At 65.4% G+C, this 20,635-nt stretch carries 19 protein-coding genes and 1 pseudogene; 1 reads left to right on the top strand and 19 read right to left on the bottom strand.

From position 1 onward, the window contains the following. The 12 genes and pseudogenes from IV113_RS23650 to IV113_RS23705 all read right to left on the bottom strand — a co-directional run. Positions 1 to 428 (bottom strand): annotated as a pseudogene (locus IV113_RS23650) (phenylacetate--CoA ligase family protein); the annotation flags it as partial. A 107-nt stretch (positions 429 to 535) separates the two neighbouring features. Continuing rightward, positions 536 to 1,345 carry an ABC transporter ATP-binding protein gene (locus IV113_RS23655; RefSeq protein WP_291090484.1) on the bottom strand — a complete coding sequence of 270 codons (810 nt, stop codon included), beginning with the start codon at positions 1,343 to 1,345 and terminating at the stop codon, positions 536 to 538. A gap of 183 nt (positions 1,346 to 1,528) precedes the next feature. After that, a complete protein-coding gene (locus IV113_RS23660; protein ID WP_291090487.1) occupies positions 1,529 to 2,854 on the bottom strand; it encodes an ABC transporter substrate-binding protein in 1,326 nt (441 codons plus the stop codon). A 57-nt stretch (positions 2,855 to 2,911) separates the two neighbouring features. Then, positions 2,912 to 3,988, bottom strand: a complete 1,077-nt coding sequence (locus IV113_RS23665; RefSeq protein WP_291090489.1) for a branched-chain amino acid ABC transporter permease — start codon at positions 3,986 to 3,988, stop codon at positions 2,912 to 2,914. Positions 3,989 to 4,062: 74 nt separating this feature from the next. Then, positions 4,063 to 4,992, bottom strand: a complete 930-nt coding sequence (locus tag IV113_RS23670; protein WP_291090492.1) for a branched-chain amino acid ABC transporter permease — start codon at positions 4,990 to 4,992, stop codon at positions 4,063 to 4,065. A 12-nt stretch (positions 4,993 to 5,004) separates the two neighbouring features. Beyond that, the gene (locus IV113_RS23675; protein WP_291090495.1) at positions 5,005 to 5,799 is read right to left on the bottom strand and encodes an ABC transporter ATP-binding protein; all 795 of its coding nucleotides are present in this window, start codon (positions 5,797 to 5,799) and stop codon (positions 5,005 to 5,007) included. A gap of 13 nt (positions 5,800 to 5,812) precedes the next feature. Continuing rightward, entirely contained in the window at positions 5,813 to 7,759 is a 1,947-nt protein-coding gene (locus IV113_RS23680; RefSeq protein ID WP_291090498.1) for an AMP-binding protein, read from the bottom strand. Beyond that, positions 7,756 to 8,058: a hypothetical protein gene (locus IV113_RS23685; protein ID WP_291090500.1), complete on the bottom strand. Its 303-nt coding sequence runs from the start codon at positions 8,056 to 8,058 to the stop codon at positions 7,756 to 7,758. Before IV113_RS23685 ends, IV113_RS23680 begins: the two co-directional genes overlap by 4 nt. A gap of 47 nt (positions 8,059 to 8,105) precedes the next feature. After that, complete coding sequence (gene meaB / locus IV113_RS23690; protein WP_291090502.1) at positions 8,106 to 9,290, bottom strand: methylmalonyl Co-A mutase-associated GTPase MeaB; 1,185 nt, start codon at positions 9,288 to 9,290, stop codon at positions 8,106 to 8,108. Positions 9,291 to 9,304: 14 nt separating this feature from the next. Continuing rightward, on the bottom strand, positions 9,305 to 10,948 hold the full coding sequence (locus tag IV113_RS23695) for an acyl-CoA mutase large subunit family protein (protein ID WP_291090505.1): 1,644 nt from the start codon (positions 10,946 to 10,948) through the stop codon (positions 9,305 to 9,307). Beyond that, a complete protein-coding gene (locus IV113_RS23700; protein WP_291090508.1) occupies positions 10,945 to 11,367 on the bottom strand; it encodes a cobalamin-dependent protein in 423 nt (140 codons plus the stop codon). The genes IV113_RS23695 and IV113_RS23700 overlap by 4 nt, the downstream gene beginning before the upstream one ends. Then, a complete protein-coding gene (locus IV113_RS23705; protein WP_291090511.1) occupies positions 11,348 to 11,950 on the bottom strand; it encodes a TetR/AcrR family transcriptional regulator in 603 nt (200 codons plus the stop codon). Before IV113_RS23705 ends, IV113_RS23700 begins: the two co-directional genes overlap by 20 nt. A gap of 159 nt (positions 11,951 to 12,109) precedes the next feature. Here IV113_RS23705 and IV113_RS23710 point away from each other — a divergent pair, with 159 nt between their 5' ends. Further along, on the top strand, positions 12,110 to 13,288 hold the full coding sequence (locus IV113_RS23710; protein WP_291090514.1) for an isovaleryl-CoA dehydrogenase: 1,179 nt from the start codon (positions 12,110 to 12,112) through the stop codon (positions 13,286 to 13,288). 229 nt (positions 13,289 to 13,517) lie between these two features. Here the strand turns inward: IV113_RS23710 and IV113_RS23715 are convergent, their stop codons facing one another. The 7 genes from IV113_RS23715 to IV113_RS23745 all read right to left on the bottom strand — a co-directional run bounded on the left by IV113_RS23715 (position 13,518) and on the right by IV113_RS23745 (position 20,611). After that, positions 13,518 to 14,468, bottom strand: coding sequence for a 4-hydroxythreonine-4-phosphate dehydrogenase PdxA (locus IV113_RS23715; protein WP_291090517.1), 951 nt, complete (start codon positions 14,466 to 14,468; stop codon positions 13,518 to 13,520). Next, positions 14,465 to 15,517 (bottom strand): TRAP transporter substrate-binding protein, encoded by a 1,053-nt coding sequence (locus tag IV113_RS23720; RefSeq protein ID WP_291090519.1) that lies wholly within the window; start codon positions 15,515 to 15,517, stop codon positions 14,465 to 14,467. Before IV113_RS23720 ends, IV113_RS23715 begins: the two co-directional genes overlap by 4 nt. 65 nt (positions 15,518 to 15,582) lie before the next feature. After that, the gene (locus tag IV113_RS23725) at positions 15,583 to 17,031 is read right to left on the bottom strand and encodes an NAD-dependent succinate-semialdehyde dehydrogenase (protein WP_291090522.1); all 1,449 of its coding nucleotides are present in this window, start codon (positions 17,029 to 17,031) and stop codon (positions 15,583 to 15,585) included. A gap of 14 nt (positions 17,032 to 17,045) precedes the next feature. Then, on the bottom strand, positions 17,046 to 17,801 hold the full coding sequence (locus IV113_RS23730) for a glucose 1-dehydrogenase (protein ID WP_291090525.1): 756 nt from the start codon (positions 17,799 to 17,801) through the stop codon (positions 17,046 to 17,048). A 52-nt stretch (positions 17,802 to 17,853) separates the two neighbouring features. After that, positions 17,854 to 19,029 (bottom strand): FAD-dependent oxidoreductase, encoded by a 1,176-nt coding sequence (locus IV113_RS23735; RefSeq protein ID WP_056272078.1) that lies wholly within the window; start codon positions 19,027 to 19,029, stop codon positions 17,854 to 17,856. Next, positions 19,029 to 19,352 (bottom strand): 2Fe-2S iron-sulfur cluster-binding protein, encoded by a 324-nt coding sequence (locus IV113_RS23740; RefSeq protein ID WP_056272074.1) that lies wholly within the window; start codon positions 19,350 to 19,352, stop codon positions 19,029 to 19,031. Before IV113_RS23740 ends, IV113_RS23735 begins: the two co-directional genes overlap by 1 nt. Before the next feature lie 38 nt (positions 19,353 to 19,390). Then, entirely contained in the window at positions 19,391 to 20,611 is a 1,221-nt protein-coding gene (locus IV113_RS23745; protein ID WP_056272071.1) for a cytochrome P450, read from the bottom strand. Between the last annotated feature and the right edge of the window lie 24 nt (positions 20,612 to 20,635).

Consider the following 20,635-nt stretch of genomic DNA (forward strand, 5'->3'; position numbering starts at 1 on the left):
TGCGCGCCGTACTTGAGGATGAAGGTGCCCGAGGTCATGTGGTAGCTGAAGGCGTTGTGCACCAGGTCGCCCGCGCGAAAGCCGGCCGCGTAGAGGCCGCGGCCGGCGCGCCAGTAGTCACGCGTGGCGCCCTCGGGTTCGTAGATCGGGCGGGGCCCGGCGCAGCGCCGAGAAACCACCGAAGGGATCGGTGGCGCGCGAGGTCTTCTGGCGTTCGAGCAGTTCGGTCTTGCGCGTGACGGGCAGACGCGTCAGCGCCGTTCGGCTGCTCACCGCCGATGCATCTACCCCGCGCGCAGGATCTCGGCAAAGGCGGTGCTGTGCTGCTGGGCGAGCGCCACCTGGGTGGTCATCTCGCCCATCTGCTCGCGCTCGCGTTGTTCGGGCGGTCGGGTTTCCAGGGCGTCGAAGAATTCAGACTGTGCCATGGCTACAAATGTGTGAATGAAGTGACGGGGACAAGATAGGCCGCGGAACCGGCTGTGCCGGGCCGTAGGCCTCGCCCCCTTTGAGGGGGAAACGCGCCGGCGGCTGGTTACGCCAGCCACCTTTTCCGCCGCTTGTAGCTCTTGATGTCCTTGAACGACTTGCGTTCACCGCCACCCATGCCGAGGTAGAACTCCTTGACGTCCTCGTTGTTGCGCAGCTCGCTGGCCAGGCCGTCCATCACGATGCGCCCGGATTCCATGATGTAGCCGTAGTCGGCGTACTTCAGCGCCATGTTGGTGTTCTGCTCGGCCAGCAGGAAGGTGACCTTCTCCTTCTGGTTCAGGTCCTTCACGATCTCGAACACCTCTTCGACGATCTGCGGCGCCAGGCCCATGGAGGGCTCGTCGAGCAGCACCACGCTGGGGTTGGCCATGAGGGCGCGGCCGATGGCGCACATCTGCTGCTCGCCGCCGGAGGTGTAGGCGGCCTGGCTGGTGCGCCGGGTCTTCAGGCGCGGGAAGTAGTTGTAGACCTTCTCCAGATTGCGCGCGATCTCGGCCTTGTCCTTGCGGGTGTAGGAGCCGGTCATGAGGTTTTCCTCGATGGTCAGATGGGCGAAGCAATGCCGTCCTTCCATCACCTGCACCACGCCGCGGTGCACGAGGTCGGAGGTGCTGAGGTTCTCGATGCGCTCACCGCGCAGCTCGATGCTGCCCTTGGTGACTTCGCCACGCTCGGCCTTCAAGAGGTTGGAGATGGCGCGCAGGGTGGTGGTCTTGCCCGCGCCGTTGCCGCCCAGGATGGCGGCGATCTTGCCCTCGGGTACGTTGAGCGAGACGCCCTTGAGCACGAGGATCACGTGGTTGTAGATGACCTCGATGCCGCTGACGTTGAGAACGATGTTGGGAGTCGTCATGGTGTGTTCCTTGGGAGCCATTCGGAAGACGCGGCACGCCGGTCTTGCGGATGATGCCGCGAAAGAAGGGACCCACCGAGAGGCACCGCCGGGTCGGCTTTGCCGGACGGCCAGTGCCGCCCCCTTGAGGGGGCCGCGCAAAGCGCGGCGGGGGTGTTTCCTTCTCTGCGGCGGGGGTACCCCTTAGCTCTGGCAATCGGCGCCGGTGCGGCGGGTCAGCTTCTTCTCGGCCGCGTACTTGTCGGCGGCCGCCTTAATCAGGGGATTGAGCACCGCAGGATCCGCATGCAGCCAGTCGGAACTCACCTCCCACTTGGAACCGTTCCACGTGTAGGCCCGCGCCGCCGAGGGACCCATGTGGTCCTTGCAGGTGGTGGCCAGGGGTTGCATCACATCCGCAATGCCGAGCTCTGCGAGACGCTTGTCGTCGATCTGCAGGTTCTCGTATCCCCATCGGGCCTGGGCGGGTGTCATCACTTGGCCCTTGCCAAACTTCTCCTGCGCACGGCGCACACCTTCCACCGCCACCATGGCGTTCATCAGGCCACGCATGTACAAGGCCTCGCCTACCTCTTCCTTCGGGCCGGAGCCCTGGCCCTTTGCGTGCAGCCTCTCACGCACCTCTTTGGCGATGGCGGAGTCAAACCCCGGGCCGGGCAGCATGAGCACGGCGCTGTAGCCTGCAGCACCCGGCACTTCCTTCACATCGGAGTCGGAGCCGGACGGCCAGACACCGATCACATGGTCACGCGGGAAGCCGGTGGACTGCGCCTCTTTCAGCGCGGTGGAGTTCATCACACCCCAACCCCAGAGCAGCACGAAGTCCGGGCGCGCGCGGCGGATCTGCAACCATGCGGCCTTCTGGTCCACACCAGGATGCGACACCGGAATGGCGATCAATTCAAAGTCGTGCATCTTGGCGCGCGCAGTTACCACGGTGATCGCCTCCTTGCCATAGGGGCTGTCGTGGTACAGCAGGGCGATCCTCTTGCCCTTGAGCTTGTCGAGGCCGCCCACCTTCTGAGCGACATACTGGACCTGCGTATCGGCCGAGGTCCAGTGGCTGCCCCCGATGGGGAAGCTCCACTTGAACACCTCGCCGTCAGCACTTTCGCTCAGACCGTAGGCTGGCGTGAGTATGGGCATGCCATCGGTAATGCCGCGCTCCGTCAGGGCCAGCGTGATGCCCGTGGACATGGTCTGAAACACCGTGGCGCCGCCGTTCTTTCCCTTGAGGCGCTCGTAGCACTCCACGCCGCGGTCGGTGGCGTAACCGGTTTCGCATTCTTCCCAGGCGATGCGCACGCCGTTGATGCCACCCTTGATGTTGGCAAGTTTGAAGTAGTCGACGAAACCGTTTGCCCAAGGTGATCCGCTAGGCGCATACGGGCCAGTGCGGAAGGTGAGCAAGGGGAAATTCTGTTGTTTCTCTTGGGCGATGGCGTTGGTCGACATGCTCGGGGCGAGCAAGGCCAATACCGTCGCGAGTGTCGCGTGGGCTTTCTTCATAGTATCTCCAGATGTTGTGTGGGTTTCGCGTGGCCGGGTTAGTGACCCACTAGGGAGTCAGTGAGGAAAGGGCCAGATCCTCAACTTTTGTTTTCCGAGTGACCAGAGCTTGGCCAGGCCGTGGGGTTCGACGATGAGGAACCAGACGATGAGGGCGCCAAAGACCATGAACTCGGTGTGGGAGACGGCGGCGGTGGATATCTCCACGCCCACGAGTGCGCCCGCGGCGGGCAGGAACTGGTTCAAGAAGATGGGCAGCACGACGATGAAGGCCGCGCCGAAGAAGCTGCCCATGATCGAGCCCATGCCGCCGATGATCACCATGAAGAGCAGCTGGAAGCTGCGGTCGATGGAGAAGGCCGCGGGCTCCCAGGAGCCCAGGTGCACGAAGCCCCACAGGCCCCCGGCCACGCCGATGATGAAGGAGCTCACCGCGAAGGCGCTGAGCTTGGCGTACATCGGGCGGATGCCGATCACCGCGGCGGCCACGTCCATGTCGCGGATGGCCATCCACTCGCGCCCGATGGCCGAGCGCACCAGGTTCTTGGCCAGCAAGGCGAAGACCACCAGGAAGCCCAGACAGAAGAGGTACTTCTCCATCGGGGTGTCGATGGTCCAGCCCAGCACGGCGAGGTTGGAGATCGAGACCGAGCCTGAGGCGGTGTTGTTGGTGAACCAGCCGATGCGCAGGAACGCCCAGTCGCAGAAGAACTGCGCGGCCAGCGTGGCCACGGCCAGATAGAGCCCTTTCACACGCAGGCTGGGGATGCCGAAGAACATGCCCACCAGCGTGGCGAAGAAGCCCCCGGAGAGCAGGGCGATGATCACGGGCATGCCGTCGATGCGCACGTAGGTGTTGTAGGCCATGTAGGCACCCACGGCCATGAAGGCGCCCGAGCCCAGGCTGATCTGCCCGCAGTAGCCCACCAGGATGTTCACCCCCAGGGCGGCCAGCGCCAGGATCAGGAAGGGGATGAGGATGGCGCGGAACATGTATTCATCGACCAGCATGGGCACGCCGATGAAGGCAAAGGCGATGAAGGCCAGGATGACCCAGCGGTCCTGCGCGATCGGGAAGATCTGCTGGTCGGCGCGGTAGGAGGTCTTGAATTGACCGTTTTCACGATAGAACATGTGTGTCCCGTTGGTTGTTCAGTTGGGGTCAGAGCACATTTGCTTTGCAAATCGTGATCTGACCCACAAGGTTTTCAGACTCGGTCGATGATCTTTTCGCCGAACAGCCCTTGTGGCCGGAACAGCAGGAAGACGAGCGCGAGCACATAGGCAAACCAGATCTCGATCCCCCCGCCCACGTAGGGGCCGAGGTAGACCTCAGAGAGCTTCTCGCCCACGCCGATGATCAGCCCGCCGATGATGGCGCCGGGCACCGAGGTGAGGCCGCCCAGGATGATCACGGGCAGGGCGCGCAGGGCCACCGTGGTGAGCGAGAACTGCACGCCCAGCTTGGAGCCCCAGATGATCCCGGCCACCAGCGCGGTGATGCCGGCCACGAACCAGACGATGACCCAGATGCGGTTCAAGGGAATGCCGATGGACTGCGCGGCCTGGTGGTCGTCGGCCACCGCGCGCAGCGCCCGCCCGGTGGCGGTCTTCTGGAAGAAGAGGGAGAGCACGGCCACCAGCAGCGCGGCCACGCAGGCCGCGTACACGTCCTCCAGGTTGACCAGCACGCCACCCTCGAAGGTGCCCTCGAACAGGAAGACCGGGTCCTTGGGCATGCCCACGTCGATCTGGTAGATGTCCGAGCCGAAGATGGTCTGGCCCAGCCCGTCGAGAAAGTAGGTGATGCCCAGCGTGGCCATCAGGAGCGTCACACCCTCCTGGTTGACCAGGTGGCGCAGCACCAGGCGCTCGATCAGCCAGGCCAGCACGAACATGAGCGCACCGGCCATGATGAAGGCGATCAGGTTGCCCAGGAACTTGTCTTCAATGCCCAGCCAGCCCGGCACCCAGCCCGAGAAGCGCGCCATGGCCAGGGCCGCGAACAGCACCATGGCGCCTTGCGCGAAGTTGAAGACGCCGGAGGCCTTGTAGATGAGCACGAAGCCCAGCGCCACCAGCGAATACAGCATGCCGGCCATCAGGCCGCCGAGAAGAGCTTCAAGAAAAAATGCCATGGTTGTTCTCGCTCAGTGGCTGGTGCCGAGGTAGGCGCTGATGACCTCCTCGTTGTTGCGGACTTCTTCGGGCGTGCCGTCGCCGATCTTCTTGCCGTAGTCCAGCACCACCACGCGGTCGGAGATGTCCATCACCACGCCCATGTCGTGCTCGATCAGCACGATGGTGGTGCCGAACTCGTCGTTCACGTCCAGGATGAAGCGGCTCATGTCCTGCTTCTCCTCCAGGTTCATGCCGGCCATGGGTTCGTCCAGCAGCAACACCTGCGGCTCCATGGCCAGGGCGCGGCCCAGGTCCACCCGCTTTTGCAGGCCGTAGGGCAGTTGCCCCACCGGCGTCTTGCGGTGCGCCTGGATCTCCAGGAAGTCGATGATGTGTTCGACGAACTCGCGCTGCGCTTCTTCTTCCTTCTGCGCCCCACCAATGCCGAAGGGGTTGCGGAACGCCTGCGCAAAGATGTTGCTTTTGATGCGCAGGTTGCGCCCGGTCATGATGTTGTCGATCACGCTCATGCCCTTGAACAGCGCGAGGTTCTGGAAGGTGCGCGCGATGCCCATCTCGGCCACCTGGCGGCTGTTCATGTGCTTGAAGGTCTGGCCCCGAAAGCTGATCGAGCCTTCCTGCGGCTGGTACACGCCGTTGATGCAGTTGAGCATGGAGCTCTTGCCCGCGCCGTTGGGCCCGATGATGGCGCGCACCTCGTGCTCGCGCACGTTGAAGCTGATGTCGGTGAGCGCCTTGACGCCGCCGAACCGAAGGCTGATGTTGTGGACGTCCAGGATGACGTCGCCGATCTTTTTGCTCATGGTGTGTGGGGCTTCAGGCTGCGGCTTTCACCGGGGCAAATGTCTTGGCGTCACCCAGCTTCAGGGTCGCGCTGACCGAGCCGCTGCGCCCGTCCTCGAACTTCACCTGGGTTTCGATGTACTGCTCGGTCTTGTCGCTGTAGAGCGCATCGACCAGCGCGGCATAACGCTCGCTGATGAAGCCGCGGCGCACCTTGTTCGTGCGGGTGAGTTCACCGTCGTCGGCGTCCAGTTCCTTGTGCAGCACCAGGAAGCGGCTGATCTGGCTGCCCGCGAGCAGTTCGTCGCGCGAGAGGTCGGCGTTGACCTTCTCCACGCAGTCTCGGATGAGTTCGTACACCTCGGGCTTTTGCGCCAGGTCGGTGTAGCCGGCGTAGGAGAGGTTGCGTCGCTCGGCCCAGTTGCCCACCGCATCAAAATCGATGTTGAGCATCACGCACACGCGCTCGCGCTTGTCGCCCAGGGCCACGGCTTCCTTGATGTACGAGAAGAACTTCAGCTTGTTCTCCACGTACTTGGGCGCGAACATGGCGCCATCAAACTCACCGCCCATGATGCGGCCCACGTCTTTCACGCGGTCAATGATCTTCAGGTGCCCGGAGGCGTCGATGAAGCCGGCATCACTCGTGTGGTACCAGCCGTCGACCGTGAGCACCTCGGCGGTGGCGGCCGGATTCTTGTAGTAGCCCTTCAGGAGACCGGGCGACTTCACCAGGATCTCGCCGCTCTCGCTGAGCTTGATCTCCACGCCTTCGCAGGGCACACCCACGGTGTCGGCGCGGGCTTCGTGGTCGGGCTGCAGGCAGACGAAGACGGCGGTTTCGGTGGAGCCGTAGAGCTGCTTCAGGTTGATGCCGATGGAGCGGTAGAAGGAAAAGAGGTCGGGACCGATGGCTTCCCCTGCGGTGTAGGCCACACGCACACGGCTCATGCCCAGGTTGTTGCGCAGCGGGCCGTAGACCAGCCAGTCGCCCAGCTGGTATTTGATGGCGTCGACCAGACCGATGGACTTGCCGTCCATGCGCGTGGGGCCCACGCGGCGCGCCACGTCCATGAAGTAATGGAACATGCCGCGCTTGATGGCGCCGGCGTCTTCCATGCGGATCATCACGCTGGTGAGCAGGCCCTCGAACACGCGGGGCGGCGCGAAGTAGTACGTCGGGCCCACTTCCTTCAGGTCGATCGTGATCGTGGCGCCCGACTCGGGGCAGTTGACGACGTAGCCGGCCACCAGCCACTGCGCGTAGCTGAAGATGTTCTGCCCGATCCAGGCCGGCGGCATGTAGGCCAACACTTCGTCGGCGGGCGAGAGTTTGTCGAAGCGCGCGCCCACGTCGGCGCGGTTGATCAGCGTGTGGTGCGTGTGCACCACGCCCTTGGGGTTGCCGGTGGTGCCGCTGGTGAAAAACATGGCGGCCACGTCATCGGGCTGGCAGGCGGCCACTTGATCACGAAACAGCTGTGGGTGGGCTTTGGCGTGCGCCTGGCCGGCGGCGATCAGCTCTTCCATGCCGCCCAGACCCGGCTGGTCGTAGTTGCGCAGGCCGCGCGGATCGTCGTAGTAGATGTGCGAGAGCTGCGGGCACTGCTCGCGGATCTCCAGCATCTTGTCGACCTGCTCCTGGTCTTCCACCACGCAGAAACGCACGTCGGCGTTGTTGATGGGAAAGACGCATTCACCGCCCACGGCGTCCTGGTAGAGCGGGATCGGGATGGCACCCAGCGACTGGGCGGCCAGCATGGTGGCGTACAGGCGCGGGCGGTTGGCGCCGATCACCACCATGTGTTCGCCGCGCTGCAGGCCGGCCTGGTGCAGGCCGCAGGCCAGCGCCTCGACCAGCCGGGCCATGTCGGCCCAGGTGGTGGTCTGCCAGATGCCGTATTCCTTTTCGCGCATGGCCGGCAGCTCACCGTGCTCGGCCGCCTGCGCCAGCAGCAATCGGGGGAAAGTCGTGTTCACAGCACTTCTACCTTGGCAACGCGGGCGTCGAGGGAGCCTGTCGCGGCGCGTTCGACAGCGGCACGCAGCGCGCTGTCTTGCTCCAGGGTCAGCACGCCCTTGCAATAGGTCCATTGCTCGGCGCTCAACGGGGCGCCCAGTTCAATGGCCTCTATCAATCGCAGCAGCGCCAGCCGCCGATGCTTGAACTGGATGCTGCGATCCAGCAGCGCCAGCGCGATGGCCTGGCTCTGGAGCCTGAGCGCGGGTGCGGCGTCCGCACCCCTCCCTGCCCGTGCGAGGCGTTTGAGAGAACGCACCCGCTGTCGGCCTCCGCCATGGAGTGGCTCTCCGGACGGGGCGCTCATCACAGCCTTACGCTCACCGGCGCTTCGACGGATTTGTCCAGCACGTAGACCGTGCCGTGCAGCATCGCGATGTGCTCGCCGTCGCGTGCCCGTGTGATCTTCACCTGGTAGCTACCGATCTTGCGTGAGCGGGACACCTCGTAGGCATGCGCCACCAGCCACTCACCTTCTTCCACCGCAGTGGAGATGCTCAGTTGCCCGTCCACCAGGGTGGCGATCTTGCCGTACGAGTTGCAGGCCAGACCGAGCGCCATGTCGCCAAGCGCGAAGAGCGCTCCGCCGTGGCACCGGTCGTTGAAATTCATGTGCTTGCGCATCACCTTCATGCGCAGCGTGGTGCTGCCCATTGATGCCGCCACCAGTTCGATGCCGAGCAACTGAGCCATGTTGTCGCCCGCAATGCATCTGGAAACCAGGTCGTAGGCCGTCTTGGCGCCACCTGCCGCGTGGCGTCGACCACGCTCGCTTCGCGCATCGAGCCAGTCCACCAGCGCATCCGTGCCTTCTTCGCTGGGGGCGGACACGCGTTTGACCGCCGGTGTCGCGGCCTGCGAGCGCCGCAGCGTCAGCATGGCCAGCAACTCGGACTCGGTCTTTCGCGCATCGGGAAGATCGGCCTTGGTCACGACGAAGATGTCGGCAATCTCCAGCACACCCGCCTTGATCGCCTGCACATCGTCGCCGAGGCCGGGCGGGCAGACCACGACACGGGTGTCGGCAAAGCGCGTGATCTCAACCTCCGACTGACCCGCGCCAACGGTCTCGACGATCACCACATCAAAACCCGACGCGTCGAACAGGTCGATGACATCCCCGGCCGCCATCGACAGGCCCCCGAGATGTCCGCGAGACGCCAGCGAACGGATGAAGACACCGTCATCGCTCTGTCGCTCGCCCATGCGGATGCGGTCGCCCAGGACCGCGCCCCCCGTGAACGGGCTGGAAGGATCGATGGCCACGACAGCCACCGTCTTTCCCTTTTTCCTCAGACCCTTGATCAGCACCGACACCAGCGTGGACTTCCCTCCACCGGGCGGTCCGGTGACGCCGATGACGTGCGCGCGGCCCTGGGACGCCGCGATGGCGCGGCGCACCTCGTAGGCCATCTCGCCGCCGTTTTCCAGCGCGCTGATGGCCAGAGCGATCGAGCGCCGATCGCCACCCAGCGCCTTTTGAATGGACATGTTGCTCACGGTGTTCACACCACCGTCAATGGTTGACCGAAACCGAGTTCCTTGCGCAGGGTGCCGCAGATCTCGCCGTGGGTGGCGCCGACCTCCGCGGCTGCCACCACGTGCTCGAAGACGTTGGACTTGGGCGTGTTGGCCGACTTGGCCAGGGCGCTGATCGCCTTGTCGACGTCCGCGCTGGAACGTGATTTTTTGAAGTCGGCCAGGCGACCCAGGTAGGACTGCATGCGCGCCGCGTCGGGGTATTCCAGCGAGGGATACGTGGCGGGGTCCTCCTCGACTTGGTAGGCATTGACGCCCACGATGGTCTGCTCGCCAGCGTCGACCTTCTTCTGGAAGGCCAGTGCGGACTCGCCGATCATGCGCTGGACGATGCCATTTTCCACAGCCTGGTACATGCCACCGGCCTCGTCGATCATCGAGATGATTGCGTTGATTCTGGTTTCCATGTCGTTCGTGAGCGACTCCACGTAGTAAGAGCCGCCCAGCGGATCGATGACGTCCGTGAGGTGGGCCTCTTCCCGCAGGATGTTTTGCGTGGCCACCGCGATGCGGGCGGCTTCGGCGGTGGGCGTGGAGAACACCTCGTCGTAGCCGTCCGTGTGCAGTGACTGCAGGCCACCGAAGATGCCGGCCATCGCCTGTGTCGTGACCCGGGCGACGTTGTTGAGCGGCTGCTGGCGGGTCAAGTCCACGCCCGAGGTTTGCCCGTGGAACTTGAAGCGCCAAGAACGCGGATCCTTGGCGCCGAAGCGCTCACGGCACAGCTTGGCCCAGATGCGTCGACCGGCGCGGAACTTGGCCACCTCTTCGAAGAAACTCACCGAGACGTCGAAGAAGAAGGTGAAGCGCGGGAGGAACTGGTCGGGGTCCATGCCGGCGGCGATGCAGTCTTCCGCGTACTGGATGCCCGAGCAGAGCGTGAAGGCCATGGCCTCGGCCGGGGTCGCGCCCGCCTGCTGCATGTGCTGCCCGACGATGGACAAGGGGTTCCAGCCCGGCACGTGCTTGTTCACGAAAGAGATGTGGTCCACGATGACCCGGCGCGCGCCTTGCAACGCGAGGCGGAAGAACATGTGGTTGGCGACGAAGTGCGAGATGCAGTCGCTCTGGTTAGAGGTGCCCGTGATTTTGGTCCATGGCACGCCGCGACGCTTGGCCACCGCCAGCTCGAAGGCCAGCAGCGTAAAGGGCGAGGGATCGTTCATGGCGGTGGAGAGATCACCGATGGGCACGCCATCGAGGGCGACCCGCATGTCTTCCACGTGGTTGATCACGGTGCCGCACGTGCCCAGCAATTCCGACGGCACATCGTCGGCGTCGTAGCCTCGGAACACCGAGTTGCAGGGGATGAGCGACAGCGCGGACGCGCCGAGGTCGAGCATCTCCTTGACGCGCAGGTTGTAGTCCTCGGGCACGCCCAGTCCGACGAGCTGGCGCTGCGACCAGCTGCGACCCCGGTACATGGTCGAGTAGATGCCCCGCGTGTACGGGTACTGGCCGGGATAGCCCAGTGATTCCTCGAAAGGCGCACCGTTGCGGTCCTGCGGCGTATACAGCGGCTTGATGCCGATCCCGGAGCGGTTGTAGGTGGTGGTGTTGCCCACCACGCCCTTGGCGAACTCGGCTTCCCATCGTGCGTGGTCGCTCATGTCGACGCTCCTTGCATGCTGCGCCGCTTCTCGGACAGCGCGCGCACGGACACCACAACATCGTCCAGCGACGTGCCGGGATGAAACACCTGGGCGACGCCGCTTGCCAGCAGCATCGTTTCGTCTTTGGCGGGTACGATGCCGCCGACGATGACCTGCACATCGGACATGCCGGCCTCGCGCAGCGCGGACAGCAGCTTGGGGACGATAAGGTGGTCGGTGGCGAGCGACGAGATGCCGATGACGTCGGCGTCCTCTTCCATCGTCAGCTTGACGACGGTGGGTATCTCCTGCCAGGGCGGGGTGTAGATCACCTCCATGCCCGCGTCGCGGAGACAGGCGGCGATGACCCGGCTGCCCCGGTCATGCCCGTCAAAACCAATCTTTGTCACGATCACCCTAGGGGGACGTTCGGCCATCTTGCATTTCCTTCACTAGCCCCACAAACTTTCGCGCGAGAACGCGTGGGGAATCGCGTCCATCGGGGTTGAACCACAGCGTCGCCCAGTTGAGCGCGCCAATCAACATCAGACGAAGGGCACGTCGGTCCGTACCCGCGGGGAGCGGCAGTTGCGCCACGACATTGCGAAACACCTGCTCGTAGCTTTCGCGCAGTTCCCGCAGACGGTCTGCGGCCTGGGGAATGTCGTCAGGCAGCACGCGGATCAGGACCTGGGCGTAGTCGCTGTCACGCAGAACCGCTTCCAGATGGGCTTTGCACAGCGTCTCCAGGCGTGTCCACGGATCCGTGTCCTTGGCCACGGCTTCGGCGGTCGCATCCTCCAGCGCCAGCACGCCCGCCTGATAGACAGCGATCAACAACTCTTCCTTGGACGGGAAGTGGTAGTAGAGCGAGCCCGGCTTCATATCGACTTCGAGAGCGATTTCTCGCATGGAGGTTGCTGCGTATCCGCGGCGTGCGAAGAGCCGGGCCGCGGCATCCAGAAGTTCTGGCAAGCGGTTGTCGGTTCTGGGAGGCCGAGCCAGTTTGGTGGTATTCATGAATAGCGAACGTTCGTTTGGTATAGTATGAGACAGGAAAAATGCGATGTCAACGATGTGGGCCAAAAGATTCCCACAACGCAGATGATATTTTGTGCACATCGGCGCAACCGGTGGATGCGCTGCTCACAGCTCAAAACACCCTATGGAGATGCAGATATGCAATTGCCCGGCCTCAACTTCCAGCTCGGCGAAGACATCGACGCGCTGCGCGACGCGGTGCGTGACTTCGCCCAGGCCGAAATCGCCCCGCGCGCGGCCGAGATCGACCAGAGCGACCAGTTCCCCATGGACCTGTGGCGCAAGATGGGTGATCTCGGCGTGCTCGGCATCACCGTGAGCGAAGAGTTCGGCGGCGCCGGCATGGGCTACCTGGCCCACATGATCGCCATGGAAGAAATCTCGCGCGCCTCGGCCAGCGTGGGCCTCTCTTACGGCGCACACAGCAACCTGTGCGTGAACCAGATCAAGCGCAATGGCAGCGACGCCCAGCGCGCCAAATACCTGCCCAAGCTCATCAGCGGTGAACACGTGGGCGCGCTGGCCATGAGCGAGCCCGGTGCGGGCAGCGACGTGATCAGCATGAAGCTCAAAGCCGAAGACAAGGGTGGCTACTACCTGCTCAACGGCAGCAAGATGTGGATCACCAACGGGCCGGATGCCGACACCATGGTGGTTTACGCCAAGTCAGAACCTGAAATGGGTGCCCGTGGCGTCACGGCCTTCATCGTCGAAAAGGGCATGAAGGGGTTCAGCACCGCGCAGAAGCTCGACAAGCTCGGCATGCGCGGCAGCCACACCGGCGAGATGGTGTTCAACAACGTCGAGGTGCCGGTCGAGAACATCCTGGGTGGCCTGAACAACGGCGCCAAGGTGCTCATGAGCGGGCTGGACTACGAGCGCGCCGTGCTCACCGGCGGGCCGCTGGGCATCATGCAGGCGGTCATGGACAACATCGTTCCCTACATCCACGACCGCAAGCAGTTCGGCCAGAGCATCGGTGAGTTCCAGCTGATCCAGGGCAAGGTGGCCGACATGTACACCGTGCTGCAGGCCGGGCGCTCGTTCGCCTACACGGTGGCCAAAAACCTCGACTTGCTGGGCGCCGAACACGTGCGCCAGGTGCGCAAGGACTGTGCGTCCGTCATTCTGTGGTGCGCCGAAGAAGCCACCAAGATGGCCGGCAACGGCATCCAGATCTTTGGCGGCAACGGTTACATCAACGAGTACCCGCTGGGCCGCCTGTGGCGTGACGCCAAGCTCTACGAGATCGGCGCCGGCACGAGCGAGATCCGCCGCATGCTGATCGGTCGTGAACTGTTTGCCGAGACCTGCTGAGAGAGAGCCCACCTCTCGTGCTACACGCGCCAGGTGGAAATTCCAAAATGGTGCTCGGTGGCACACGACAGGTGCGGGATGACGTTTCGCTGGCGGGCATACCGCCACAAGACGAAGACGCTGCAGATCGAGGAGTCTATCAGGGGGATCTTCTCCAAATCAGCAGTTTGGGCTTGCCAGAAAGCAACCGTACCTCTAGTTTTGAAAAGTCCGGAATTCGGGGGAGACGTCACTCGCTCGGGGTGGACCTCAGCAAGGAAATTGTGCGGAGCAAGGCTTCAGGATTCGCGATTCCTTTGCCGGCAATGTCCATTGCACTTCCATGGCCGACGCTGGACAGCACGACGTTCCCTCCTACGCTGAGCGCGCTTGCAGCGTTGGGTGCGAGCAGCTTGATTGGAATGTGACCTTGGTCGTGGAAGACGGCCACATACAGATCGTGCTGCCTGTTCGCCAACAGCGTGTCTGCGCCTGTCGGCTCGCTTACCTCGTGGCCTGCGGCACGCAGCCGCGCCACCGCAGGCACCATCATGCGAGCGTCCTCCGATCCAAATATTTCTCCCTCGGATGCGTGTGGATTGATGCCAAACATGCCTATGCGCGGTGTGGCCATGCCAAGTCGCAGGCAGGCAACGATGCCTGCCTGCGTGGCGCGTACGATCAGGTCTGTGCTGAGGCGACCAAGTGCGGTTTGAACACTCTCGTGGAGCGTGACGTGCACGATGCGCAAGCCTCCGCCCACCAGCATCAAGAAGACGGAGTCGGCAGGTTGGCCACAAACACGCGCCACCAGAGAAGGGTATCCGCTGAACGCTATGCCCGCATGCGCGATCGCTGTCTCGTGGTGTGGGCAGGCGATCACGGCGTCGAACTCGCCGGCGTGCGCGGCCTGAATGGCCGCTGTGGCGCTGGCCACCGCCGAGGCGCCAGCGGCCGCGTCGATGCGACCAGGCACCGCCGAGGCCGTATCAAGCGCGCCGACCTCGCGGTGGCGCAGCCCCGCCAGCCCGTCGCCCAGGCCCAGCCGGACGGCGGTGCGACGAAGCACCGCGCCCGGGCCGAACAGCATGAACCGTTCGCGCTCGCGCTCCGGCATCGCGGCCATCGCCTTGAGCGCGATCTCCGGCCCGATGCCGTTGGGGTCGCCCAGTGCGATGGCCAAGCGCGTGCCCTCGCTCATGCGGCCTTGGGCTTGTGTTTGGCGATGAGCGCCTTCGCGCCTGCCAGCAGCTTCTCGCCGTCCTGGCCGCGCTTGTTCATCTCCTGCACCCATTCGTTGGCGATGTTGCCGGTGAGCTGCACGAACTCGGCGGCCTCGGCATCGGTGAACACGTGCACCTTGTTGCCCCGGTCGGTCGCCATCTTGCGGGCGAAGGGGTCCTGGTCCTGCTGCACCTTGCCGAACCAGGCCGAGGTCTCCAGGCCCGAGTTGTCGTCGATCACCTTCTTGATGTCCGGCGGCAGAGCGGCGTACCGGTTCTTGTTCATCACCATCACGAAGGCGGTGTTGTAGAGCGCCGGTTTGCCAGGCGCGAACTCGCTGTGTTGCGTCACCAGCTCATGCACCTTGACCGAGGGAATCACCTCCCAGGGCAGGGCCGCGCCTTCGATGACGCCTTTGGACAGCGCGTCCGGGATCTGCGGCAGCGGCAGGCCCACGGCCGAGGCACCGGCGGCGGTGAGCAGCTTGGTGGCCTGGCGGGTCGGACCGCGCACCTTCATGCCGCGCAGGTCGGCGGCGCTGATGATGGGCTTGGTCCTGGAATGCAGCACGCCCGGGCCATGGGTGTGGAAGGCCAGGGGCTGCACATCCTTGAACTCGTCGGCTGCATGGGTCTGCAGGTATTCCCAGGCCGCGCGCGAAGCGCCGATGGCGTCCACCGTCATGAACGGCAGCTCGAACACCTCGGTGCGCGGGAAGCGGCCCGGTGTGTTGCCGGCCAGCGTCCAGACGATGTCGACCACCCCGTCGCGCGCTTGGTCGTACAGCTGGCCGGGCGAGCCGCCCAGTTGCATGGCGGGGTAGCCCTCGAACTTGATGCGGCCGCCCGCGTCCTTCTCGACCTTGGCCATCCAGGCCTTGTGGGCGTTCAGGTAGACGTTGGAGGTCGGTGCCATAAAAGTGTGGAACTTCAGGGTCACGGCCTGCTGGGCGAGGACGGCGAGGCCTGGCGCGCCGAGGGTCGCCGCCGCCGCGGCCGATTTGATCAGGGTTCTGCGTTGCATCATGGTGGTTGTCTCTGTGGGTGAAGGGAAAGGGCCGGCTCCCTGCGCGGTGCTTGTGGGTGATGGGATCAGGCCGGGCTGGCCTGCGTGACGAACTTGGTGACGAGGTAGCCGTCGAAGGTCTCGCTGCCGCCCTCGCTTCCGATGCCGCTGTCCTTGACGCCACCGAACGGTGTTTCGGCCAGCGTGATGCCGAAGTGGTTTACGTTGACCATGCCAACCTCCAGCCCGTCGACCATGCGCTCCGAGGTCTTGATGGAGCCGGTGAACACGAAGCCGGTGAGGCCGAAAGGCAGGGCGTTGGCGCGCTTGAGGACTTCGTCGACATCTTTGAAGCGGGTGATGGGCGCGACCGGGCCGAAGGGCTCTTCCACCATCAGGCGCGCGTCGTCGGGGATGTCGGTGAGTACGGTGGGTGGGTAGAAGTACCCCGGCCCCGGCAGGCGCTCACCGCCGCTGGCCAGTTTGGCGCCGCGCTCCAGCGCGTCGGCCACGAAGCCTTCCATGGCATCGACCCGCCGCAGGTGCGCCAGCGGTCCCATCTGCGTGGCCTGATCCATGCCATCGCCCACCTTCAAACCACCGTAGGCCTGGGTGAAGGCGTCGAGGAACCGGTCGTACACTTTTTCCTGTACGAAGAAGCGGCTGGGCGCGATGCACAACTGCCCGGCGTTTCGCGCCTTGAAGCGCGCCAGCAGCTGGGCCGCGGCGTCCACGTCGGCGTCTTCGAACACCACCACCGGCGAATGCCCGCCCAGTTCCATGGTGATGCGCTTCATGTGCAGGCCGGCGAGCGCCGCGAGCTGCTTGCCCACCGGCACCGAGCCGGTGAACGAGACCTTGCGCGAGATCGGTGAGCGGATGAGGTGGTCCGACACCTCGGCCGGCACGCCCCAGACCACGTTGAGCACACCAGGGGGCAGGCCCGCGTCGTGGAACAGGCGCGCCAGCGCCACCACCGCGCCAGGCGAATCCTCCGGCCCCTTGAGCACGAGGGTGCAGCCCGCGCCGATGGCCGCGACCATCTTGCGGATGGCCTGGTTGAACGGGAAGTTCCAGGGCGTGAACGCCACGCACACGCCCACCGGTTCGCGCAGCACCATCTGGCGCACGTGCGGCACGCGCGCCGGGATCACGCGGCCGTAGATGCGGCGGCATTCCTCGGCGTGCCATTCGGCGTGTTCGGCGCAGGTGGTCACCTCCAGCAGCGCCTCGCTCAGCGGCTTGCCCTGGTCGAGGGTGATCTGGCGTGCGATCTGCGGTGCGCGTTCGCGCGTGAGCTCGGCCACGCGGCGCAGCACCTTCGAGCGCTCGAGCGGCGAACTCTTGCGCCAGCTCTCGAAGGCGCGTTGCGCCGCGTTCAGTGCGCGGTCCAGGTCGTCGCGGCGCGCGTGCGGCAACGAGCCGATCACCTCGCCGTTGGCGGGGTTGATGATGTCCTGGTGTTGGCGGTCGCCGCCTTCGATGAATTCGCCATCGATGTAGAGGAAAGGCTTGCCGTATGCGGTGTCGGTCATGGTGAGTCAACCGATCAGATGAATACCGAGCCACCGTCGACGGCGATGGTCTGGCCGGTGATGAAGCCCGCGCCGTCGCTGGCTAGGAAGAGCAGGGCGCCCACCAGGTCTTCAGGCACCTGGTCGCGCTGCAGCGAGCGGCTGGTCTTGCGCACCACGTCGCCCATCTTGCTGTGCAGGTCGTTGTCGAGCACACCGTCGCTCAGCGTGAAGCCCGGGGCAATGGCGTTGACGGTGATGTCGTCCTTGCCGAGTTCGCGGGCTAGCGAGCGCGTGAACGCGATCACCGCGCCCTTGCTGGCCACGTAGTGCAGAATGTTGGGCGTGCCCTTGATCGGCGTGGTGGACGCGATGTTCACGATGCGGCCGAACCCGTTCTTGCGCATTTCGGGCACGACCGCTTTGGCGCACACGAAAGGCCCCAGGGTGTTGACCTCCATCACCCGCATCCACTCGGCGTCGCTGATCTGGTCGAACGGTTTGAGCGTGAGCGTGGTGAACAGGCCGGCGTTGTTCACCAGCACGTCGAGCCGGCCGAACGCCTTCACGGCCTGTTCGACCATGCCCGCCACGTCGGCGGGCTTGACCACATCGGTCTGCGTGCCGATGGCCTTCAGGCCCTGGGCACTGAGGCGTTCGGCCGCTTCGACGGCACCGCGCAGGTCGGCGATGACGACCTGGTGGCCCGCGCGCGCGAGGGCTTCGGAGAAGGCGAAACCGATGCCGCTGGCGCCGCCAGTGACCGCGATGACCCGGGATGCTGCTGTCATGTGTTGTCTCTTTCTGTGGGAAGGTGTGGATGTCGAATGGGACTGAGGGAGCTCAGGTCGGTGCTAGCACCGGCGCGAGGGCCGTGCGCGCGCGCATGTGGGCGGCAGGGTCGTTGAGGGATTCGACGGCGCTGAGTTGATCGCCGCGGTAGCGCAGCACCGAAAAGCGGCCGCTGGCCGGATCGCCCTCGATGTCGCTGCGGTCGCCCGGCGCGGCCAGGCCGGCCATCTGCAGCCGGCAAGGGCCTTGCTCGCTCCAGAACCAGGGCACCTTGGCGTACGGCAGGGGTTGACCGCACAGGCGCGCGGCGATGCAGCGCGCCTGGTCAACGGCGTTCTGTACCGACTCGATGCGCACGCGGGAGCCGCCATCGGCCGCGAACGGAAAGTTCGCGCAGTCGCCGAGCGCGGAGATGGCGGCGTCGCTGGTGAGCAGCAGCTCGTCGACCTCGATGCCATTGCCCACCGCCAGCCCGGCGTCGCGCGCCAGCTGGTCGTTGGGCGTGACGCCTACCGCGATCACGATGAGGTCGGCGACGATGCGGCCACCGCCGTGCAGGCGCAGGCCGGTGGCGCGGCCGTCCTCGCCTTCGATGGCGTCGAGCTGCGTGTTCAGGTGGAATTGCGTGCCCTGGGCTTCGTGGAAGGCTTGCAGGTGTCGCGCCATGGGCTCGGAGAGGGCGCGCAGCAGGGGCCGTGCCGTGGCCTCGATCACGTGCATCGGCAGGCCCTGGCCGCGCGCCACGGCCGCGAGTTCCAAGCCAATGAAGCCGGCGCCGACCACGGCCACCGAGCGCGCGCGGGCCAGTTGCTCTCGGATGCGCCGCGCGTCCTCCAGACCGCGCAGCACGTGCACGCCGGACAACCCCGCTCCGGGCACGCACAGGGTGCGCGCGGTCGCGCCGGTGGCCAGCACCAGGTGGTCGTAGGGCAGGGTCTGGCCGCTGGAGAGGTGCACGCCACGCGCCGCGCGGTCGATGCGCGCCACGCGCGTGCCGCCGAGCACGCGGGCATCGATGCGCTGGTAGAACGGGGGCGGGCGCAGCAGCAGGCCGGTGTCGTCCACCTTGCCTTGAAGGAAGGCCTTGGACAGCGGGGGGCGCTGGTAAGGCAGGCCGGGCTCGTCGCCGACCAGGGTGATGGGATCGGCATAACCCGAATCGCGCAGCGAGGCCGCGAGCTGGAAGCCGCCCTGCCCGGTGCCGACGATGACGGTGCCGTGGGCCATCAGACCTGCCGCTCCGGGATGTGCACGATCAGCTGGTCCACGCCGGGCGCCAGCGCGAGCTGGCAGCCCAAGCGGCTGTGTTCGCGGCGCTCGCCCGCGGCGCTGGCCAGCATTTCGTCCTCGACGTCGCTGATGGGCGGCAGGAAGCCGATCGAGGCCGGGTCCACGTACACGTGGCAGGTGGCGCACATGGCGGAGCCGCCGCACTCGGCGACGATGCCGGGAATGCCGTGGCCGACAGCGGTCATCATGACGGTAGCGCCGGGACTGGCGGGCACGGCTTCTCGGGAGCCGTCGGGTTGTACGTAGACGATCTGGGGCATCGTGGGTTTCTCTCTTCTAGTTCGAATGGGGCGGGATGTCAGTGCACGGCGGCCAGCAGCGGCTCGACCGTCACGGGCATGCTCTTGAGCCCGCGCACCGTGTTGTTGAAGTGCTGGACCGGTTCGCCGTCGAGGCGGATCGAGGCCACGCGGCGGGCCAGTGCGGTGAGCACGATCTCGCCTTCGAGGCGCGCCATCATCTGGCCGGCGCAGCCATGAATGCCCGTGCCGAAGGCCATGTGGCCGGTGGCGCGGCGGGTGATGTCGAAGCGGTCGGCTTCGGGCCAGCGGCGCGGGTCGCGGTTGGCCGAGGCGATGAACACCACGATCTTCTGGCCCTGCTTCACGGTGATGCCGCCGAGTTCCACGTCCTGGGTGCTGGTGCGGTAGAAAGAGTGGAAGGTGCTGTCGTAGCGCAGTACCTCTTCGAGTGCCTGGCGCGCCAGCGAGGGGTCGTCGCGCAGCAGGGCCCATTGACCGGGGTTGCGCGCGAAGCTGGTGAAGGCGTTGCACAGGGTGAACACGGTGGTGTCCAGCCCGGCGGAGAGCAGGGTGCGAACCAGCATGCCGGCCTCGTCGTGGCCTATCTCGCCCGCGTCGGCGGCGGCGAACAGCTGGGCGCCCAGGCCGTCGGGCGTGAGCGCGTCGCGCTGGCAGACCTTGGCGATCCAGTTCACCGCTTCGCCCGAGCTGTTCATTCGGTCTTGGAAACGCTCGTTGATCGGGCCGAAGCCATTGAACACCATGTCACCGTAGGGCAGCAGGTGCTCGCGCCCCTCGGCGGGCAGGCCCACCGCGTCGCCGAAGGCCTTGATGGGAAAGGCCTCGCACAGTTCTTTGGCGGCGTCGAACGAGCCGCGTTCCACGAGCTCGTCGACCATGCGCGCGGCCACGTCCTCGAAAGTGGCGCGCAGGCGTCCGATCGATGCGGGCGAGAGCACGCGCGCCACCACCTTGCGGGTGCGGCTGTGGTGGGGCGGGTCTGCTTCGAGAATGATGCTGGGCTTGCGCCAGGGCGTCTCGGTGTGGAAGTTGGCAAGGCCCACGCCCGCGCTGGAACAGAAGATGTCGGGCTGAGACAGGATGCGCTGCACTTCGTCGTGGCGTGCGACCGCAAGCACGCCGTAGCGCTCCAGCCAGGCCCAGGGGCCGAGTTCGCGCAGCTGCTCGTAGTGGGGATAGGGGTTGGCCAGCACCTCGGTGGCGTACGGGTCGAAGTCGCTGGTGGGAACGTTGTCGTAGGGGTTGGGATGGGTCATGGAATGGCTCTTCTTCGGGTGTGC

The sequence above is a fragment of the Hydrogenophaga sp. genome, from assembly GCF_018780385.1.
GTDB lineage: Bacteria > Pseudomonadota > Gammaproteobacteria > Burkholderiales > Burkholderiaceae_C > Hydrogenophaga.

Excerpts from the sequence above, each read along its gene's own strand:
- IV113_RS23710 (WP_291090514.1), top strand. The coding sequence starts at position 12,110 with ATGCAATTGCCCGGCCTCAACTTCCAGCTCGGCGAAGACATCGACGCG.
- IV113_RS23730 (WP_291090525.1), bottom strand. The coding sequence starts at position 17,801 with ATGACAGCAGCATCCCGGGTCATCGCGGTCACTGGCGGCGCCAGCGGC.
- IV113_RS23700 (WP_291090508.1), bottom strand. The coding sequence starts at position 11,367 with ATGGCCGAACGTCCCCCTAGGGTGATCGTGACAAAGATTGGTTTTGAC.
- IV113_RS23675 (WP_291090495.1), bottom strand. The coding sequence starts at position 5,799 with ATGAGCAAAAAGATCGGCGACGTCATCCTGGACGTCCACAACATCAGC.
- IV113_RS23695 (WP_291090505.1), bottom strand. The coding sequence starts at position 10,948 with ATGAGCGACCACGCACGATGGGAAGCCGAGTTCGCCAAGGGCGTGGTG.
- IV113_RS23660 (WP_291090487.1), bottom strand. The coding sequence starts at position 2,854 with ATGAAGAAAGCCCACGCGACACTCGCGACGGTATTGGCCTTGCTCGCC.
- IV113_RS23665 (WP_291090489.1), bottom strand. The coding sequence starts at position 3,988 with ATGTTCTATCGTGAAAACGGTCAATTCAAGACCTCCTACCGCGCCGAC.
- IV113_RS23705 (WP_291090511.1), bottom strand. The coding sequence starts at position 11,950 with ATGAATACCACCAAACTGGCTCGGCCTCCCAGAACCGACAACCGCTTG.
- IV113_RS23740 (WP_056272074.1), bottom strand. The coding sequence starts at position 19,352 with ATGCCCCAGATCGTCTACGTACAACCCGACGGCTCCCGAGAAGCCGTG.
- IV113_RS23745 (WP_056272071.1), bottom strand. The coding sequence starts at position 20,611 with ATGACCCATCCCAACCCCTACGACAACGTTCCCACCAGCGACTTCGAC.
- IV113_RS23735 (WP_056272078.1), bottom strand. The coding sequence starts at position 19,029 with ATGGCCCACGGCACCGTCATCGTCGGCACCGGGCAGGGCGGCTTCCAG.
- IV113_RS23655 (WP_291090484.1), bottom strand. The coding sequence starts at position 1,345 with ATGACGACTCCCAACATCGTTCTCAACGTCAGCGGCATCGAGGTCATC.
- meaB (WP_291090502.1), bottom strand. The coding sequence starts at position 9,290 with ATGTCCATTCAAAAGGCGCTGGGTGGCGATCGGCGCTCGATCGCTCTG.
- IV113_RS23725 (WP_291090522.1), bottom strand. The coding sequence starts at position 17,031 with ATGACCGACACCGCATACGGCAAGCCTTTCCTCTACATCGATGGCGAA.
- IV113_RS23715 (WP_291090517.1), bottom strand. The coding sequence starts at position 14,468 with ATGAGCGAGGGCACGCGCTTGGCCATCGCACTGGGCGACCCCAACGGC.
- IV113_RS23720 (WP_291090519.1), bottom strand. The coding sequence starts at position 15,517 with ATGATGCAACGCAGAACCCTGATCAAATCGGCCGCGGCGGCGGCGACC.
- IV113_RS23670 (WP_291090492.1), bottom strand. The coding sequence starts at position 4,992 with ATGGCATTTTTTCTTGAAGCTCTTCTCGGCGGCCTGATGGCCGGCATG.